This window comes from Limnomicrobium aquaticum, from assembly GCF_040545545.1.
In the GTDB taxonomy this organism is placed as follows: Bacteria; Pseudomonadota; Alphaproteobacteria; order Rhizobiales; family Rhizobiaceae; genus Ensifer_A; species Ensifer_A aquaticum.
This window is the reverse complement of sequence record NZ_JBEPMB010000002.1, coordinates 521901-539513: the sequence shown is the minus strand read 5'-3', so window position 1 is coordinate 539513 and position 17613 is coordinate 521901. Positions and strand designations below refer to the sequence as shown.

General features: G+C 59.8%; 19 protein-coding genes. All 19 read right to left on the bottom strand.

Features of this window, described 5'->3' with window-relative positions; all coding sequences use genetic code 11:
* Positions 1 to 8: 8 nt before the first annotated feature.
* Positions 9 to 374, bottom strand: a complete 366-nt coding sequence (locus ABID16_RS11320; RefSeq protein WP_354556527.1) for a hypothetical protein — start codon at positions 372 to 374, stop codon at positions 9 to 11.
* Positions 375 to 388: 14 nt separating this feature from the next.
* Entirely contained in the window at positions 389 to 976 is a 588-nt protein-coding gene (locus ABID16_RS11315; protein ID WP_354556431.1) for a rod-binding protein, read from the bottom strand.
* A gap of 69 nt (positions 977 to 1045) precedes the next feature.
* The gene (locus ABID16_RS11310; protein ID WP_354556430.1) at positions 1046 to 1465 is read right to left on the bottom strand and encodes a hypothetical protein; all 420 of its coding nucleotides are present in this window, start codon (positions 1463 to 1465) and stop codon (positions 1046 to 1048) included.
* A 6-nt stretch (positions 1466 to 1471) separates the two neighbouring features.
* Positions 1472 to 2224 carry a flagellar biosynthetic protein FliR gene (fliR, locus tag ABID16_RS11305; protein ID WP_354556429.1) on the bottom strand — a complete coding sequence of 251 codons (753 nt, stop codon included), beginning with the start codon at positions 2222 to 2224 and terminating at the stop codon, positions 1472 to 1474.
* Positions 2221 to 4308, bottom strand: coding sequence for a flagellar biosynthesis protein FlhA (gene flhA / locus ABID16_RS11300; RefSeq protein WP_354556428.1), 2088 nt, complete (start codon positions 4306 to 4308; stop codon positions 2221 to 2223). Before flhA ends, fliR begins: the two co-directional genes overlap by 4 nt.
* Positions 4309 to 4412: 104 nt before the next feature.
* Entirely contained in the window at positions 4413 to 4679 is a 267-nt protein-coding gene (gene fliQ / locus ABID16_RS11295) for a flagellar biosynthesis protein FliQ (protein ID WP_354556427.1), read from the bottom strand.
* A 7-nt stretch (positions 4680 to 4686) separates the two neighbouring features.
* Positions 4687 to 5145 carry a flagellar hook assembly protein FlgD gene (gene flgD / locus ABID16_RS11290; RefSeq protein WP_354556426.1) on the bottom strand — a complete coding sequence of 153 codons (459 nt, stop codon included), beginning with the start codon at positions 5143 to 5145 and terminating at the stop codon, positions 4687 to 4689.
* Positions 5130 to 5585: a flagellar biosynthesis repressor FlbT gene (flbT, locus tag ABID16_RS11285; protein WP_354556425.1), complete on the bottom strand. Its 456-nt coding sequence runs from the start codon at positions 5583 to 5585 to the stop codon at positions 5130 to 5132. The genes flgD and flbT overlap by 16 nt, the downstream gene beginning before the upstream one ends.
* Positions 5582 to 5929: a flagellar biosynthesis regulator FlaF gene (gene flaF / locus ABID16_RS11280; protein WP_354556424.1), complete on the bottom strand. Its 348-nt coding sequence runs from the start codon at positions 5927 to 5929 to the stop codon at positions 5582 to 5584. The genes flbT and flaF overlap by 4 nt, the downstream gene beginning before the upstream one ends.
* A gap of 14 nt (positions 5930 to 5943) precedes the next feature.
* On the bottom strand, positions 5944 to 7005 hold the full coding sequence (locus tag ABID16_RS11275; RefSeq protein WP_354556423.1) for a flagellar hook-associated family protein: 1062 nt from the start codon (positions 7003 to 7005) through the stop codon (positions 5944 to 5946).
* A gap of 6 nt (positions 7006 to 7011) precedes the next feature.
* Positions 7012 to 8472: a flagellar hook-associated protein FlgK gene (gene flgK, locus ABID16_RS11270; RefSeq protein WP_354556422.1), complete on the bottom strand. Its 1461-nt coding sequence runs from the start codon at positions 8470 to 8472 to the stop codon at positions 7012 to 7014.
* Between the two features lie 21 nt (positions 8473 to 8493).
* A complete protein-coding gene (locus ABID16_RS11265) occupies positions 8494 to 9786 on the bottom strand; it encodes a flagellar hook protein FlgE (protein WP_354556421.1) in 1293 nt (430 codons plus the stop codon).
* Positions 9787 to 9914: 128 nt separating this feature from the next.
* Positions 9915 to 10586: a transcriptional activator Rem gene (gene rem, locus ABID16_RS11260; protein WP_354556420.1), complete on the bottom strand. Its 672-nt coding sequence runs from the start codon at positions 10584 to 10586 to the stop codon at positions 9915 to 9917.
* Between the two features lie 273 nt (positions 10587 to 10859).
* Positions 10860 to 11459 carry a transglycosylase SLT domain-containing protein gene (locus ABID16_RS11255; RefSeq protein ID WP_354556419.1) on the bottom strand — a complete coding sequence of 200 codons (600 nt, stop codon included), beginning with the start codon at positions 11457 to 11459 and terminating at the stop codon, positions 10860 to 10862.
* Entirely contained in the window at positions 11383 to 12858 is a 1476-nt protein-coding gene (fliK, locus tag ABID16_RS11250) for a flagellar hook-length control protein FliK (RefSeq protein ID WP_354556418.1), read from the bottom strand. Before fliK ends, ABID16_RS11255 begins: the two co-directional genes overlap by 77 nt.
* Entirely contained in the window at positions 12855 to 14231 is a 1377-nt protein-coding gene (locus tag ABID16_RS11245) for a MotC family chemotaxis protein (RefSeq protein WP_354556417.1), read from the bottom strand. Before ABID16_RS11245 ends, fliK begins: the two co-directional genes overlap by 4 nt.
* A gap of 1 nt (position 14232) precedes the next feature.
* Positions 14233 to 15618, bottom strand: a complete 1386-nt coding sequence (locus tag ABID16_RS11240; protein ID WP_354556416.1) for a MotB family protein — start codon at positions 15616 to 15618, stop codon at positions 14233 to 14235.
* Complete coding sequence (locus ABID16_RS11235) at positions 15615 to 16244, bottom strand: FliH/SctL family protein (RefSeq protein ID WP_354556415.1); 630 nt, start codon at positions 16242 to 16244, stop codon at positions 15615 to 15617. Before ABID16_RS11235 ends, ABID16_RS11240 begins: the two co-directional genes overlap by 4 nt.
* Positions 16245 to 16565: 321 nt before the next feature.
* Complete coding sequence (locus ABID16_RS11230) at positions 16566 to 17534, bottom strand: flagellin N-terminal helical domain-containing protein (RefSeq protein ID WP_354556414.1); 969 nt, start codon at positions 17532 to 17534, stop codon at positions 16566 to 16568.
* Positions 17535 to 17613: the final 79 nt, after the last annotated feature.

Below are 17613 nucleotides of genomic sequence, written 5' to 3'. Positions count from 1 at the left end.
GGCCGGTCTCAGAACTCGCTATATTGGAAATGTTCCTGCTGATAGGTGCCATCCGTCTCGGCGTCGCGCGCGGCGCCTTTGAGGATTTCGGCAACGGCGCGAACGGCTTCCATATGTGCCTGCACCTTGCGGGCATTGGCATTAAGCTTGGCTTTCAGGACCCGCATCTGCGTCGCGAAGGACGGGGGCACGAGTTCGGGCTTCGTATCGCGAAACAGCATGGTCAGTTCGTAGAGGCAGCGGCTCTTCTGCGCATTCGAAGCCTTGATGTCGAACTGGGGATCGGCGCCGAGCCGGTCGTTCTCGTTATCGATGATCAATTCGAGCCGCCCGAGCACATTGGTGATGCGGGTATCAGCCGGCGTTGCTTCCAACATATTCATCTCTGTCAGCCCTTCGTCTTGGCGTCAGTACCCGGCAACAGGTCGGCGAGTCCGACGCGCTGCTGCTGGGCAGCGATGGTTGAAGCGATATTGTTGATACGGCCGCTTTCCTCAGCGTGGTCCTTCGGTTTCAGGCCTTCGTCATAGATGCCGCCTCGCATCATGTGGTCGGCGATCCCGATACCGCCACGCTTGGCGATCGAATTGGCGATCTGCTCGGCCGACATGCTCTTCCAGATATCGCCGGCCATACCCTTGCCGTAGACGTCTTCGCTGTCGTTGGGCATCATGTATTTAAGGAAGTTCTGCAGCACCATGGCTTCGAACTTGCGGTAGGTCTCCGGCGTCTGGGCATCACCCGATACCGTCTTTGTGTCGAGCGTGTGCGGCGCGTTCGTGCGGTCGAGACGCATGCCGAGGGTTTTGTCGAGACTTGCGACATCGGTCGCGAAACCCTGATCCTGGCGCGTCAGCCGGGCGGCGGCGAGCGTTGCCGTCTGCGTCCGCAGCTTCTCTTGCGCCTCTTGCACGCGTGTCGGGTCGGCCGCATTGACCACGTCCATCACGATATCGCTGGGGGGAGAAATTGCCATCGCTTGCCTCGCATTCATTTCGAAGCCGGCGCATCTCGCAGGCCGGCGCAAAATAATCTTGCGAGCGTATTATTCCCCGCCAAGCTTGCTGGAGGCTGGCGCGGGCATGGAAAGCCGCATCTCGATCAGGTCGATGACGGCATCATCCTCCCGCTCGCGGTCTTCCGCCGAGCGGGCGTCCTTCCAGTTTTCCTCCAGCCGGTCGCCCTTGGCCTTTTCCTTGAGGATCTGCTTTTCCTGGGTGTCCTGCAGGTCATCGAGACGCTGGTCCTCGCCGGAAAGCCGGCCGTACTGGGCGGCATATTGCGACTTCATCCCGGCATGAATGGGATTGAAGGAGCCGATGGCGTCAATGGCCTCGTCCATGCGCTCCGAGAGTTCCTGACGACGCTGCGTGGTCTCGGCAAGCTCGATCTCCGCCATGCGCTCCATATGGCGCTGGACTGCGACGAGGCGCTTCAGTTTGGCCGCCCTGCCCTTGTCTACCATGGATGCTCACACGCTGGAAAAGAGGGGAACGAAGGCGTCGGCAAAGAGCCGAACCAGGGAGGCGATGCCGAAATAGAGCAGGATCAGGCCCCCGAAGACGATGAAGGGCTGAGAGACGAAATAGACCGGCATTTGCGGCGCCAGCTTGTTGATGAAACCCACCGTCACGTTGAAGAGAAGACCATAAAGCACGAAGGGGCTGGCAAGCCGCAGCATGACCATGAAGGTGGAGCTCAGCGTGTTTGTCAGTGTCACCAGCGCCTTTCGGCTCTCGAAGGCGCCGCCGATGGGAAGTGTCTTGTAGGAGTCGGAAAGCGCGTGAATGATGACATGATGAAAATCCATCATGAACAGCAGCAGCAGCCCCGCAAAGCTGATCATGATGGTGATTTCGTTCTCGGTTCCGTCTTCCAGGATATCGTTGGCCGGAGGAGCGTTGAAGCCGACCATCATCGTCATCACGGTGCCGGTGAACTGCAGCCCCAGGACGAAGAAACGCGCGACCATGCCAATGACGACGCCGATCATGCCTTCGATGAAGACAATCCCGACATAAGTCGTCTCCGGTTTGCGTGCGACCGCATAGACGGTGTCCCAGAGAAGCGGCGTGAGCGCCATGGAAACGCCGAGCGCCACGAAGAGCCGGAGCTGCGCCGGCACGCGGGCGCTCGAAAAGCCCGGCAGGACGAGAAAACAGCCGCCGACCCGACAGAAGACCGCAAAGAGTGCAAGCACCGTTCCTTGCGGATCGTTGATCATGAGATCGAGCCCAGGATCTTGATTTCGATACCCTTGGCCAATTCCACATGGGACAGGACGGGAAGCGTCGCAAACAGCCGTTCGACGATCATGCGGACATAGGAGCGCGTTTCCGGCGAGGTGACGAGAACGAAGGGCATGCCGCGGTCGAGATATTCGCGCACGACCTGCGACGTCTGTTCGGAGAACTCCTCAAGCTGGCGCGGATCGATATCGAATTCGACCACTTCGCCCTTCGGGTCGCGCTTGAGCGCCTGATGGAACACGAGGTCCCACTTGTTGCCGAGACGGAGCACGCGCAGCACACCGTTGTCGGCGAGATCGCCACAGAGCTGCTGGGCCATGCGGACGCGCACATGCTCGACGATCTGTTCGGTCTTGCGCACATGCGGCGCAAGCTCCGCTACCGCTTCGAGGATGAGATGCAGGTTGCGGATCGAGACGCGCTCGGCCAGCAGAAGCTTCAGCACGGCCTGGAGGCCGGAATAGGACATATGCGAGGTGCAGATTTCGTCCGCCAGCTTCTTGTATTCCGGGTCGAGCCGGTCGATCAGGATCTTCACGTCCTTGTAGGAGAGAAGCTGCGGCAGGTTGTTGCGGATCACTTCGCTCAAGTGGGTCAGCACGACCGAAACGTTGTCGATCGGATGGAAGCCTTCGCGCTTCAGCTCTTCCATGAAGGTCTCGAGGATCGACACCGCCGGCATGCCGAAGGCCGGTTCGCGAACCTCGTCGCCGGGGATGGACGGCTTGCGTCCGCCGCCGGTGATGACGAGCACTTCACCAACGCGCAGCTGGTTGGAGGCGACTGTCGTTCCGTGAATGCGGATCTGATAGCTCTTGTCCGGAATGGCGATATCGTCGCTAACCTTGATTTCCGGAACGACGAAACCGTATTGGCTCGCAAATTTCTTACGCATCTTGCCGACGCGGAAGGCCAGTTCCTGATGCGCCCCAAGAAGGCGCGTCGAAATCTGCTTGCCGAGGAGAAGTTCGATTTCGGCCGTCTTGAGAACGTTCTTGACCGAGTCGCTTTCGTTTTCCTTGACCTGGCGGGCCTTCTTTTCTTCCGCCTCGCGTCGGGCCATGTTCTCGGCTTCGATCTGGCGCGGGATGAACCAGCTGCCGAAGGCCATGACGCCGGAAAGCACGGCGAAGGGCACAAACGGCAGACCCGGCATCACGGCCAAGAGCGCCATGAGGCCCGCCGCGACGGAAAGAGCGCGCGGATAGCCGCTCAACTGGCTGATGACAGCCTTGTCGGTGGAACCGAGATTGCCGCCGCGCGTGACGAGCATACCGGCGGCGAGCGATACGATCAGCGCAGGGATCTGCGAGACGAGACCGTCACCGACCGACAGCTTGACATAAACGTCGGCGGCCTGGCCGAGCTGCATACCGTGACGGAAATAACCGATGATAATGCCGCCGAAGACATTGATCGCCGTGATCAGCAAGCCGGCAACCGCGTCGCCGCGGACGAATTTCGATGCACCGTCCATCGCGCCGAAGAAGGAGCTTTCCTGCTCCAGTTCACGGCGGCGGTTCTGCGCTTCCTTCTCATCGATAATGCCGGCTGCGAGGTCGGCGTCGATCGACATCTGCTTGCCGGGGATGGCATCGAGGGTGAAGCGCGCGCCAACTTCAGCGATACGTGTCGCGCCCTTGGTGATAACGATGAAATTGATGACGATGAGGATCAGGAAGACGATGACGCCGATGACGAAATCGCCAGACATGACGATCTGCGCGAAACCGGCAATCACCCCGCCCGCTGCGTGTTCCCCCTCGTTGCCATGCGAAAGGATGACACGGGTCGTCGCGATGTTGAGCGACAGGCGCGTCATCGTGGCAATCAGCAGGATGGTCGGGAAGGATGAGAACTCGAGTGGCTTCTGAATCCACAGCGAGACCATCAGGATGAGGACCGACAATGCCATCGAGAAGGCAAGACCGATGTCGATCATGAATGCCGGGATCGGCAGGAACAGGATCGACAGCATCGCGATGATACCGACGGCGAAGCCGACATCGCTTAAATTTGGTCCCGCTTTAGGCGAGGGAACGGATGTCGTAACTGCCATGCTTCGTCCGTCTCATCATGAGATAAAAGTCGCGCTCGCGCGCGTCATGACGTCAGAGATAGGCAATGAAGCTTGCGCGAGGGGTGCAGGAGGCACTGGCCAGGTCAGAAACCTGACTGGATGCGCGAGAAGATCATGTTGGTGAAGATCGAGATCTGCGCGCCGATGAAGGGGGCCGACAGGGCGACGGTCGCCATGACAGCGAGGATCTTGGGCACGAAGGTCAGGGTCATTTCCTGGACCTGGGTCAGGGCCTGGATGAGCGCAATGACCACGCCGACGACCATGGCCGCGCCCACGGCCGGGCCTGCCGAGATGATGACGGTCCAGATGGCGGCCTGGACAATGTCCAGTGCGTCGGCTTCATTCATTTCAGGCTCAATTGCTCGTGCTTGTGGTCGTCGCGGCGGCGATGGTCACGCCAGGGCCGATCGTCATCTTCGATCCGGAGTCCAGCGTAGCGATCAGCGTGACTGCGCTGGTCGAGCTGTCAGTTGCCACATTGATGCTCTTTACGGTCCCCGTGTTTCCATCGGAATCCGTCACCGTCTTGCCAATCAGGTTGCCCGCCTGACCGATCATGCTCTGCGAAATCAGGGTCGACAGATTGGTGTTCATCTTCACCTGCTGTTCGACCTGCGAGAACGAGGCGAGCTGTGACATCTGCTGCGTCGTGTCCATGGGGCTGGTCGGGTCCTGGTTCTGCAGCTCGGCCATGAACAGCTTGAGGAAGCTGTTATAGTTGAGGCTTGCAGCCGAGGCTGCAGAAGCGCCTTGTGTGCCTGCGGCCTGAGTGCCCGTTGCTGCCTGCTGTGCTGCTGTTACCGCGCTGACCATGGAGCTATCTCCTTCCGGATCTGTTCAACCGCCGCCGGGGTCATCTCCTCGTCGTTGAGGATCTTTTCCTCGATCGGATAAAGACCGCGAATGGCCTTCAGGGCGTCGAAGGCGCGACCCGTCGAGACCATCCCGTCGATGCGTTTGAGTTCCGCCAGAACCTCATCGTTGCTGAAACAGGTCAGCAGCATGGAGATCGACTTGCGGAACATCGCCATCGACTGCTGCGCCCCTTCCGGGTTGATCAGCATCATCTGTGCGATGAAGTAGAGCTGCTTGAGGGGTGTGTTCGCCTGTTCGGGCTGAAGAACGTGGTTTTCCAGCAGGAATGTGACGTCGTTCAGGAATTCGAGTGCGACCTTGCGATCGACGCGCAGCACTGCGCCATTGATGAAGATCCTTTCGCCGGATTTCAGCGATATTCGCAATGTGCTTTTCATTTCAGTCCATCCCTGATGATGGTTGTAATTTCGACGATGCCCTGGAAGTTGTCGGATTCGCGTTTGCGGATCTTTTCAGTCTCGTTGAGAATCCAGATGGCGATCGAGATGAGATTGGCTTTCAGTTCCGGTTCGAGCTGGTTGTCCGGTAGGCATAGATCCTCCGTGAACCTTACCCAGAGCATGCGTGTGTAATAAATCGCTTCGACGGCCTCGTTGGAATTGCGCCCGCGCGCGGCTGCCGCGCTCATAAGCTCGATCGAACGGTCGAGCACCTGGCGTTCACGTTCCTTGGCGTCAGCGACGCCGTCTTCCATGACCTCTGCGTAAGAAAACTGGTACATTTACATATCCTTCGTCACGAGAGGTAGTTCGCGAGACTGAGCTTCTGAAGACGCGACGTCAGCTGGTAGGAAGCCTCCATCTGCGACAGAAGATTGTTGACCTTGGTGCTGGCCTCGTAAGCATCCACCTCGTTCAAATTGTTGAAGGCGGTCTCGACGATACTCACCTGGGCGGTAATCGTGTCATTGGCCGTCTTGACGCGCGATTCCGAAAGGCCGAGCGCCGAGCGCTGGCCGTCTACGCCGGCGACGGCCTCGCCCATATAGCTGATGGTTGTCTTGCTGACATATTGGCGGACATCCGGATTGATGTCCGTGCCGAGCAGTTCGATCCCCATCACCGACGCCAGGGCAAACTTGCGGAAACCGTCATTGTTGGCATTGGTCGAGCTCTGTACTGTCTCGGCGGTATTGACGCGCGAGGTCATGTTCGTATCGGACGCCGACGACCAGTCGGTTTTCCAGCGGTCGGCCGGATTTCCGGCGGTGTACATCGGCGTCAGGGTGTTTTCGACGAAGTCCTGCATCTGCGCCGCCGTGAAATTCGACATTGAGCCGATGCCATTGGCGGTCATATAGTTCGTCAAGGCCGTGTTGAACGTCGCCTTCGCCGCGGCGTTGGTGTCATAAGACTTGAGAGGCTGGTTGGCCGTATCGATGCCGGCAAACAGGAATTCGCCGTTCGCAGAGGTGTTGCCGGACGAAATAAAGGCATCAAGCTGGCTTTGCAGCGACTGCGTCGTGGTGTTGAGCAGCGTCTTGTCTTCCGAGCCGGAAAGGGCGATCAAGGAATTCAGCGACGTCTGGATATCGGACGACATGTTGCTCAGCGAGGATTGCGATGCCGACAGACGCTGAGTGACGATCGAATTGGAATCGACAATCGAGTTGAGCCGGGCCTTCTCGGTCGTGAGGTTGACGCTTCGACCGCTTTGATACCCGAGCGCGACACCCTGATCGGCGAAGGTTCCGGTGGAAACTTCCGTCTGTGCCTTCAGCAACTGCGCCTGTGATGCGCTCACCGTCTGGCGCATCGTGTTCTGCATTGCGAGGTTGGAAGTGAAGGAAATCCGCATCAGCCGTTACCTCACCGCCGCCATGAGGGACTGAAGCATGTCGTTGACCGTGGAAACGATCTTCGTCGATGCCTTGTAGGACTGCTCGAGATCGAGAAGCTTCGAGAGTTCTTCGTCGAGACTGACGCCCGTGACACTCAGAAGCGCCTGCGATGCCGTGGAGGCTGCGGCTTTCTTGGTGTCCTTCGAATCCGACGCCTGGCTGCGATATTCCTCCAGCCAGCCAACCGATGAACTCGCATAGTCGGTGATGCTCAGGCTTGTGTTGAGATCGGTCGTCCCGTCGAAGGGGATCTTGGCCGTCAGCCCGGTGACATAGGTTTGCAGGAGCGTGGAATAGCCCGCAGCACCTGTCGTGTTCGAGACATAGCTTGCGCCGTTGATCCCGCCATCACGCAGGAGTGCCGCATTGCCGCCCTGCGAAACATCGACTGCCGCGTTGACGGCGATCGACGACGAGATGCCCGGCAGGACCGTTCCGGATGCCGGCACCGATCCACCCGCCCAGGTGAACAGGCCGGGCAGGTTCGGAAGGCCGGCGCCCGTCTGATCCTTTTCGGCAAACTGGGTGACGAGGCCGCGGCCGATTTCATCGAGCTGGGCCTGAAATTTCGGTGCGATCGTATCGCGGATCTGCAGGCTCGCCTGCAGGCTACCCATGGCGGAGGTGTTACCGCCCGTGCCCGGCTTCAGCGGAACACCGTCGATATACACGGCATTGCCGCTCGTCGTTGCATCGAAACCCGGCTGTGAGGCAAAGAGAATATCGCGCGGCTTGACCTCGAACAGCGTCGTGCCGTCCGAGGTGTAGATTGCCATGTCCTTGTTGTCGCGCATGACCGTCTGCACGCCGACGATCTGAGAGATCTTGCCCAGGATCTGATCGCGCTTGTCGAGTTCATCGTTGACATCGCGATTGGAAGCCGTGCCGGTCTTGACCGCATCATTGGCAACCTGGAACTGATTCAGCAGCTCGCGCAGCGACGAAACCTTCTGCGATATGTCCTCGTCCGCTTCACGCCGCAGGGTCTGGACGGCCGCCGATGCCTGGCTCAGCGAATTGGCGACGTCCTTTGCATCGGACACCACGGACTGCGCGAGCGTCGTGTTGCCTGGCGACGCGGCAAAGGACTGAAGGCTGCTCTCGAGTTTGGAAATGAAGGTCGAGGGCGCAGTGGCGTATCCATTGCCACCCATCGCGGCCTGCAACTGGTCGAGGCCGTTCGAAAGGACATCCTGTGCACTCAGCTGCGACGTTGCCGTCAGATTATGACGCTGCAACAGCGCGTCTTCCGAGCGCGCCGTCGGATTGAGCTTCGCCCCGTTGATCGAGGTGGTCAGCGTCGAGTCACGGCGCGAGTAATCCGCATTGCCGGAATTCGAGATGTTCTTCGACACGACCGCCATCTGGGAGGAGGTGTTGGAGAAAATGCTCGATGCCGTGTTAAGTGCGGATGACAGCCCCATGATCTGCTACGTCAGCCCCCTTTACCGCTTGAGGTTCACGAGGACGTCCATCAGGTCGGATGCCGTCTGGAATGCCTTCGAGTTCGCCGTGTAGCTGCGCTGCGACTCGATCATGTCGGTCAGCTGGGTGGCTACGTCGACGTTGGACTGTTCGAGCTGGTTGGCGTTGATCGTACCGAAGTTGCTGTCACCGCCGAAACCGACGACCACGGTGCCCGCCGCATCGCTGAGCGAGAAGGCGTTGCCGGAAACCGGCGTCAGATTGTCCGGGCTCTGCACCTTGGCCAGCACGATCTGATAGAGATCCTTCGTCGTGCCGTTGGCGTAAACTGCGGAAATCTTGCCGGTCTGACCGATCGAAACCGAAGAGATCGTGCTTGGCGCGTTACCGTCGACCTTGGCGCTCGAAACGCCAAACTTGTAGGCGAACTGCGTCGTCGTCGAAAGATCGAGCGTCACCGTCTGGCCACCGGGGATCGGAAGACTGATCTGCTTGTCGGAGGACGGATCGAGCTTGCCGGTGGTGGGATCGAAGACAAGATTGACGGCCGACGTTTCCATAGGCGGGGAGGAATAGGGGAATGAACCGGAACCCGCATTGGCGTCGGCATGATTGAACGCGGTCACCTGCCATGTGTTCGGGTTGTTGGCCGTCTTGGTGTAATAGAGATCGAGCTGAACCGCATTGCCGAGGCTGTCATAGGTCACGACCGACGTCGAGTTGGTGTATTTCACGTCGTTGACGGTCGAGGCCGGGTTCGAGCCGATGTCGCGCGGAGTCACAGGTGTTGTGATGGCAGTGGCGCGCGAATCCAGGTTGGCGTTCACGATGCCGCTTGTCGAGGCCGTCGCCTGCAGTCCGCTCTGCGTTGCCTTGACCGGCACAAGACCCGAAAAGCCGTTGACGATGGCAGCCGAACCGTCCGTCGAGGAATAGCCCATCAACCTAAAGCCGGACGAGTTGACCAGCTCGCCGGAGGAATCGACCTTGAACGAACCATCGCGTGTCAGGAAAACGCTGCCGCCGCTATCCTTGACGACGAAAAAGCCGCTGCCCTTGATCGCAAGGTCGGTTGCAGACGTCGTCGATGTCAGCGCGCCCTGTTCGGAAATCGCGTATTCGGTGATCGCGTTGACCGAACCGGAGGCATAGTTGCCGCCGGTCGAGGACAAGACGAGGTCGGAAAAGGAGACCGAGGATCCCTTGTAGCCCGTCGTGGACGAATTTGCGATGTTGTCAGAGATGGAAGACAGGCGACTTGCCTGCGCGTTCATACCAGACGTGCTGGTTCGCATCATTCCTTGAAGGCTCATATCGGATCCTCGTTTCCGTAGTCATTACAGAGTAGGAGGCGGGCCTTGCGTGAAACTGAGTGGTCGCCCTCAACATCAGGCGAACTATGGCCACTTGGCTTCATGCCGGCCAGCTTTCCAGGGGGTGTTTAGCTCCAGTCGATGCAGTAGCCGAGGAAACGCTTGGAATCGATCGGGTCAAAGCCCAGCTTCTTGCGCAGCTTCTTGCGCAGCTTGCTGATATGGCTTTCGACCACGTTCTCTTCGACGTCCTCGTCAAAGATGCCGTAGATTGCGCTGAAAATCTGGGTCTTGGACACGCGCCGGCCGCGGTTGGCGACCAAGTATTCCAGGATACGACGCTCGCGCCGCGGCAACGGGAAGACTTCGCCTGAGATTTCCGGGTCGCGACCGTCCGAGAAAACCCGGATCGCGCCGATATCGGTGTAATTCGAAATCGCCTTCAGCCGACGGCGAATGGCCGCCGCACGGGCCAGAATTTCGCGCGGATGAACCGGCTTGCGTACCACATCGTCGACGCCGCAGTCGAAGAAGGCAAGCGTGGTTTCGAGCGACGGCGAATCGCTGACTGCGATCACCGGTGCCGTGGACCGATCACGGATTGCGCGCGGCAACGAAAGTGCCTGCGATCCCTGACCAATCAGAAAGGCTTCGACCGCGTCGATATCGGTGTCTGCCGCCGTGTTGACCCACTCGCCAAATTCGCTGGGGTCAAAGCCCGTGGAGGGCACGCCCTCCCGGCCAAATAGTGAAGTATATCCGTCTTTTACGAGCTCGCGCTCATCAACCACGACGATCATTCGTCCGCCTCCGAATCAGTCTGGTGCCTCGATGCGTCATGGATACGAATCGGGGGAATCACGAACAACTGGATGAACTCAACTACGCAAATTTACAGTTGATTAAGTTCTGAGTGGCGATTTGCACTATATGTAGTATGCCGCACTCATTCATGCCGCTATCATCGCTTGGAAAAGTTAATGCATGGTTAACGCGGCGCATTAAGGTTAATGAGAGTTCATATTCTTGCCGCAAATGCGGAGTCCGACCGATTTCCGGCTGTCACTAAATTTTTAGTTGTATCCAACACAAAATTGCGAGGCATTTTTAGTCCATTGTCCGTAGCCGCTGGCGACGAGATTTGCGATCACCCGGCACACATATTGCTTCTGCGCGGGGTCGTTATTGGGACCAGCATGATAGCGCGCGACCGCCATGGTCCAGGTTTCGTGGCGGGCATGAAGCTCGGCCAGGAACTTCGCTGCATACTCGACATTGCGGGCCGGCTCCAGCATTTGCCCCGGAGAGGCGAAGGCTTCGCCGTGAAAATGGTGGTTGATCTGCATGCAACCGAGGTCGATCAGAACGGCGCCCTTGAGACGGGCCTGCTGGAAGATGGCAAGTGCATCATCGGGGCTGTTTGCGAAAACGGCCTTCCCTTCGATGTTCAGGGCCCAGGGCTGCAGAGAACCTTTCTTGCCCGTTTCGGCGAGACCGACGGAATAGAGTATCCCCTCCGGGACACCATATTTGGCAGCGGCCCTATGGATCTCCTGCTCGCAAAGTCCCGCCTGGTTCGGCTGCGCGGCGCTGGCCTCAGAGATAGACCTGACCGGCCCTGGCAGTGTTGTCGGAAGCAGGAGCGAGAGGATCGCCAGCCACGCTCTTGTCATCGCCCTGCCAATTTGCATTGAAGCCATTGTCCTGCTGCCTGCGATTGTTGTCCTGTTCCCTGCCCTGCTGCGCGAACTGGCCGGCGGAACTGCCGTCCTGCATCTGACCGCCCGCCTGCTGGCCAGTTGATGTCTGGGCAACCGCTTTGTCCGTCGTGGGTGCCGGCGCAAGCTGGACGCTCACCTGGTCCACGGAGAAACCCTGCGATTTCAGCGACTGGATAAGACCTTCCTTGTCCTGACTGAGCTGCTTGAATGCTTCGCCGGATTCCACCTGGAGGTGAACCGTCAGCTGATCGCCATGCAGGCGCAGCGTGGCGGTCACATTGCCGATGGATTCCGGCGTCATCTGGATCTTCAGCGTATTGACCGGGGTCGCGGTGCGAGGCTCGGACACCGCATTCGCGGCGGACGAGGCTGCCTTCATGGTTGCAGCCCAGTCTTTGTCACCCGTGACGCCAGAGAGGACGGCCTGGGTATTGGGCGACATTGCTTCTCCACTGCCGACGAAGCGTCGGGCATCCAGCACGGTCAAGCTCTCCGGCTTGACGGCCTCGCCAACGTCGGAACTCTTGGTCGCATCATCTGTCGCGGCGTTGGCCGTGGCTTGCGCCCCTGTAGCAGCGATGGTCTTCGCGGTCAGATCTTCCGATTTGGGCTTGCCTTGTTCGTGCTGGTCCTTGGCTTGACCACCAGCGGCGTGAACGGCAAGTGCGGCGGCGGCAAGCGCATTCGACGGGGCGGGTGCCTGACCCGTGGCGTCTGCCTTGGTGTCGGCGTCAGCTTCGGCCTTGTCCTTCGCCGGCTCATCCTTCTTGCCGGTGTCTTCCGGCTGCAGCTTCTTGTCCTGCGTCTTCAACGCGGCTTCCGCACCCAGGAGCTTGAGGGCGAGCGCTGCCGCGTCGGTCTCCGGAGCAGCGGCTGTGGCGGGCGCTTCCTTCTGCGCAGGAGCCTCTTTGGCAGCGGCCTTGTCGAGCAACTTCTCGATATCGTCGGCGACCTTGGTCTTACCATCCGATGTCTCAGGCGCGTCGTTCGACTTGAGTGCAACAGATAGATCGTCGTCCTTCGGCGTCTGCTTGGCCTTCACCTCGGCAGTGAGCGCCAGAAGAGCGGTGGCCGTCGTCACCGGCTTTTTATCACCCGGCACGATTTCCTTTTCGGCCTTTACATCGGCTTTCGGCTTCTGAGCGTCGTCGCTCTTGGGCTGCTGAGCAGTATTGGCAGCATCACGCGGATCGGCCGGATCCTTGTCGGACTGGTTCGTGTTTGCTGCCTTGTTGTACACGTCGCCAAAGGTCGGGCTCCCGGATGTATCGGAAGGGCCGCGGGGCGTTGAAGCGGGTTGCGGGCTCGGACGCGGAGGGGCCGGCGCCACATATTGGTCGATCGCGTTCACTTGTCACCCTTTTTCATCAGCTCGTCTATGGCCTTCAGCTGCGCCTGGCTATCCGTCAGGAACGTATCGATGCCATCCTTGGCATCGGAGGCTTCCTGCGCTTTTGCCTCGCCCGGCTTGGCTGAGGCGGGCTTGGCTGCGGTCTGCTTCTCCGGCGGCGGCGGCGCTGCCGCAGGCTTTGCCCCCGCGGGCGAGCCGGCAGGCGGCTTGACCTCTTTCGGCGGCGGCGCTTCGCTGCCCTTTGCATGTTCCGGCTTTGCCGCAGTTTCTTTCTCGGGCTCCGGTTTAACCGAAGGCGCTTGTGTCAGGCTTTCCAGCGACGCGGGCCTTTCAACTTCCGAGAGGATGAAAGCACCCGCATCGCGCAGCCGACGTTCGTCCGGCCCCAATAACTCATCCGGGATCTTGGCGAATGCGCTCTTCACCTCCGCGATATCCGCCGTCGGAACGCTGGAGAGATTGAGATAGAGCTGCGCAAGCTTTGCCGGGTTGTCGTCGTTTCCGTTGGACAGGGCGAGCGCATTGGCAGCTGCCCAATGCGCAAAATCAAACCGGCCCGTCACCGCGGCCTTGCGGGCAATCCGCAGATAGATTTCCTGCTGACGGGGTCCATCGAGCCAGACCAGGGTTTGCGCGATGCGATCGTTGCCGATCTTGTCGTAATGCGCATCAATCAGGGTAACGACCTGCTCGGCCACCTGCGCGGCATAAGGCGAGTTGGGAAAACGCGAGAGGTAAAGCCGTGCAAGGCGGATCGAGCTTTCAATGTTGTTCTGCTTCACTGTGATGATGAGGGAGCGGCGCAACGCCGCCTCCTCGACAATGGAGCCGGGAAGTGCGAGGCGCGCCCAATCGAAATATTTCAGCGCGACGTCCGGCTTCTTCTGCATCACCACATTGGCGGCAACGAGCGCCAGATAGGGGCCAATCGCCGTGTTCTTGTATTCCGGAACGATCTCATCCAGCGTCTTGTTGGCCGAACCGCCTTTGCCGCCGAGATACATGAGAAGCGCATTGGTCAGCCGCGTATCGAAGTTGCCGCGCGCATCATGCGATATCAGCGTGTCGAGCGTTGCCGGGTTGCCGCCCGACATGGCGTAAATCATCGCCGCATCGACATTGCGCAGGTCATTGAACTCATCGGGTCCTGCCGTGCGCAGACGGCGGTCGATCATGCCGATCAGAAAGCGCTGCATGTCGGCGGCCTTGATGTCGCCGGCAACGATCTTGTCCTGAACGTCTTCCAGCGAGCGGACCAGCTTGTAGATCGGAAGCGCCGGATCGATATCTTCCTGCTTCGCGTCCTCGGCGCGGGCGGAAAGCCCGATGCCAAGTGCCAGACATGCGGCCGCGATGGTCAGGAAGCGGGCCACGTCAACCTCCGGTTACGGTCTTGCCCTCGAGCAGAATCTCGATGCGCCGGTTCGCAGGGCTGTAGGGGTCGTTCGGAACTTTCAGGAACCGATCGGCATAGCCGGTCACCTGGTTGACACGCTTCTCGTCGAGCCCGCCGCTGACGAGCATATAGTAGGCGCTGCGGGCGCGATTGAGAGACAGGCCCCAGTTGTCGCCGGTGCCACCCTTGTAGGGACGACCGTCGGTATGGCCGCGGATGACGATGCTGCCCTTGCCCCTCGCCAGCACCTTGCCGATGTCCTGCATGGCGAGCACCAGTTCGCGGCTCGGCACCGCCGAACCAACGTCGAACATTGGCGTGCTCACCTGATCGCTGACCGATATCAGCAGCCCGCCTTCGGAAGGCTCAACCCGGATTGCGTCCGCAAGCTTGCCTACCGACGGCGGTAGCGTGTTCATGATCTGCTTCTTCAGCTCGCTGGCGGCCTTGGAAGCTGCCTGCGCCTCTGCCTTGTCCATCTGGCTCTGGGCGGAGGCCATTTCCGAGGATTTTTCAGCCTTGTCCTGCTGTTCGCCAGCCTTCGGCTTTGCCTGCGCCGTCTGACCGCCCTGTTCGGTCGCGCTCTTGTCGGCAGCTGCGCCGCCCTTGCCCTTCTCTGCGGACTGCTGGTCGCCCGGAATGCCGCCCTTGCCTTTGTCCTTGCTATCGGCCTCACCGGGGATGCCGCCCTTGCCGATCTCGTTGCCCTTGTCCTGAGCAGCAACTGCCGCTGCGGCCTGATCCTTGCCGGCCTCGCCTGAGTCCTTGCCCTTGCCCATCTTGGGGTTCACCTGAACCTGCTTGGTCCAGAAATCCGGATCGAACGGATCCTTGTAGGCGTCACCGCCATCCGCGCCGGTTGCCGGACCTGCGGCAGAGGCGCCGCCCTCGCCTTTCACGCTGACATTGGCCTGCTGCCCGACCTCGAGAACAATTTCGGAGAGCACGGCATAGGGGTTTTCGAAGTAGTCCGCTTCGGAATAAGTGACCTTTTCGCCCGCTGTGGAACTCTTTTCCTTGCCGCTGGCCGCTGCGTCGCCCTGCGACTTTTCTTCGCCGTCGACCTTGGATTTTTCCTGGGTCGCCTCGCCCTGAGCCTGCTTGCCGGGCTTGGTGATCCCTTTGTCGGCCGGGCTTGAGTCGGTCAGCTTGATTGGATTGAAATAGCTGGCCACGGCCGCCTTCGTCGCGTCATTGGCGGCGTTGACCAGCCACATGACGAGGAAGAAGGCCATCATGGCGGTCATGAAGTCGGCGTAGGCGATCTTCCAGGCACCACCGTGGTGGCCGTGATCGCCATGGCCGTGGCGCTTGATGATGATGATCTCGTTCTTGCCGTGGTGGTGGCTTTCGTTCTCGCTCATTTCAAAAGCTCTTCAACGCTTTCGCGCCATGCGGACAGGCGCGTCATGAGAACGGTGTCGTCATGCTCGACGACAAGATCGGGACCCGGCGCTTCGATGTGCTTGAAGTCGAGGTCGAGGCCGACCAGCCGTTCGCGCAGTTTCTCAGCGAGTGAACCCGGTCCCTTCAGCACCAGTTCGATACCTCCCTCGCCGGCGAAGACGGTGCGAACTGTCTGGGAAAGGCTTTCGACCGCCCGCTCGGTGATCGCAGCATCGAGGATCGGCCGCAACGTGTTCATCACATGGGTGGCAAGCAGCTCCTGGACATCGGCGGCAATTCGCGGGAGAGCGTCCGCCAGCTGTTCGGCCATCTTCTGCTCGAAGGCGGCAGATATCTCGGCTTCTGCCTGAGCGTGCGAGGCGATGAGGGCTTCGATCTGCTGCTGATGGGCCAGTCCCATCTCCGCCTGCATCTCGGCGCGACCCTCTTCGTGCGCTTCGCGCCGCAGGGCTTCGATATCAATCTGCGGTTCCGGCGCGAAGTCGAAAGCGATTTCACTTTCGGACGGCAGTTCGAAAACCTCTGGCGCGGTGGGCGGTGGGGCGCTGAAATCCTTGAGATATCTGGCGAGGCCTGCACTCATCGTTCCGCTACTTCCCTGAAAACAAGACAACCGGTCGCACTGAGGCACGGCACCGCCGGCGCGCGCGACGTGGCTTGGCCGCGATCACAGTCGTCAGAGTTTTAGGAGATCAATCTTGTGCGAAGATGAAGATGTTGGGCCGCGTCAGGGCAATGAACGCGGCCCAACCTTCTACCATATGCCGATGACCGGCGGCACGGCAGAATTTCCAGCAATGTTTCAAAAGGGGCTTTCTGCCCGACAGGCCGAAAATCCTTTTCGGCCTACGATGTCGACGCATCAGTTGCCCGAGCCGGTCGCTAAAGGCCGGCGTCAGCGCTCTTACTTGAAGAGCGAAAGGATATTCTGCGAGTTCGTGTTCGCAATCGACAGAGACTGGATACCCAGCTGCTGCTGCGTCTGCAGCGCCTTCAGCTTGGTCGACTCCTGGTTCATGTCGGCGTCAACCAGACGGCCGACGCCCTTGTCGATCACGTTCATGAGGTCAGACACGAAACTGTTCTGCATGTCGATGCGCTTGTTGATCGCGCCGAGATCGGAGGCAACCTTGGTCAGCCCCGTCAGCATCAGATCCACTGCGGAGATCATGCCATCGATGTTCTGTGAAGGCGTGCCCGTGGTCAGCTTGACTTCGCTGCCCGAGGCAGACGTCGTCGACTTCGCATTGATGAGGAAGTAGGTCGCCGTGGTTGTACCCGAGGTGCCGGCCACCGGCTGCGTTACGGTCACGTCCTTTGTCAGCGCACCGAGGTTTGCATCGTTGGTGTCGATGAGGATGGATTCGCTGGCATTGAATGTCAGTGTCGTCACTGCGACCGAGCCGTTGGTGGAACGGTTGAACGAGGCAACCATTTCCTTCGTGCCAGCCGGCGTCGTTGACGAATTGAACAGCCAGTTTTCACCAGAGAACGAAGCCGACTGCGAAATGGAGCTCAGCTGCGATTTCAGTTCGGCGAGTTCGGAATTGATCTTGGTCTTGTCTACGCCCGGTTCGCGTGCGGCCACCAGCTTGGCCTTGATTTCCTCGATCACCGAGATCGAAGAGTCCAGCGCGGTATAGGCCGTGTCGGTCTTCGCGGCGCCGAGGCCGAGAGCGTCGCTGACGGTCGAGAGCGCCTTGTTGTCCGACCGCATGGTCGTCGCGATCGACCAGTATGCAGCGTTGTCGGATGCAGTCTGAACGCGATAGCCGGAGGAAATCTTGTTCTGCGTCGTCTCCAGATTACCGTCGATCGTGCGCAAGGTCTGGAGTGCCGCCATGGCGGCAGCATTGGTCATAATGCTTGTCATCGGTCATTGCCCCAAAATGAAGTCGAGGGACATTCCGGAGTTACGAGTACCGGCAACACGGAAATAGCATCATGCTCTG

Bases quoted from the DNA above. Each gene is read 5' to 3' on its own strand.
- flhA (WP_354556428.1), bottom strand. From the start codon at position 4,308: ATGGCAGTTACGACATCCGTTCCCTCGCCTAAAGCGGGACCAAATTTA.
- fliR (WP_354556429.1), bottom strand. From the start codon at position 2,224: ATGATCAACGATCCGCAAGGAACGGTGCTTGCACTCTTTGCGGTCTTC.
- flaF (WP_354556424.1), bottom strand. From the start codon at position 5,929: ATGTACCAGTTTTCTTACGCAGAGGTCATGGAAGACGGCGTCGCTGAC.
- ABID16_RS11240 (WP_354556416.1), bottom strand. From the start codon at position 15,618: ATGAGCGAGAACGAAAGCCACCACCACGGCAAGAACGAGATCATCATC.
- ABID16_RS11315 (WP_354556431.1), bottom strand. From the start codon at position 976: ATGGCAATTTCTCCCCCCAGCGATATCGTGATGGACGTGGTCAATGCG.
- ABID16_RS11255 (WP_354556419.1), bottom strand. From the start codon at position 11,459: ATGACAAGAGCGTGGCTGGCGATCCTCTCGCTCCTGCTTCCGACAACA.
- rem (WP_354556420.1), bottom strand. From the start codon at position 10,586: ATGATCGTCGTGGTTGATGAGCGCGAGCTCGTAAAAGACGGATATACT.
- fliQ (WP_354556427.1), bottom strand. From the start codon at position 4,679: ATGAATGAAGCCGACGCACTGGACATTGTCCAGGCCGCCATCTGGACC.
- flgK (WP_354556422.1), bottom strand. From the start codon at position 8,472: ATGGGGCTGTCATCCGCACTTAACACGGCATCGAGCATTTTCTCCAAC.
- ABID16_RS11265 (WP_354556421.1), bottom strand. From the start codon at position 9,786: ATGAGCCTTCAAGGAATGATGCGAACCAGCACGTCTGGTATGAACGCG.
- ABID16_RS11310 (WP_354556430.1), bottom strand. From the start codon at position 1,465: ATGGTAGACAAGGGCAGGGCGGCCAAACTGAAGCGCCTCGTCGCAGTC.
- flgD (WP_354556426.1), bottom strand. From the start codon at position 5,145: ATGGTCAGCGCGGTAACAGCAGCACAGCAGGCAGCAACGGGCACTCAG.
- ABID16_RS11275 (WP_354556423.1), bottom strand. From the start codon at position 7,005: ATGCGGATTTCCTTCACTTCCAACCTCGCAATGCAGAACACGATGCGC.
- ABID16_RS11235 (WP_354556415.1), bottom strand. From the start codon at position 16,244: ATGAGTGCAGGCCTCGCCAGATATCTCAAGGATTTCAGCGCCCCACCG.
- flbT (WP_354556425.1), bottom strand. From the start codon at position 5,585: ATGAAAAGCACATTGCGAATATCGCTGAAATCCGGCGAAAGGATCTTC.
- ABID16_RS11230 (WP_354556414.1), bottom strand. From the start codon at position 17,534: ATGACAAGCATTATGACCAATGCTGCCGCCATGGCGGCACTCCAGACC.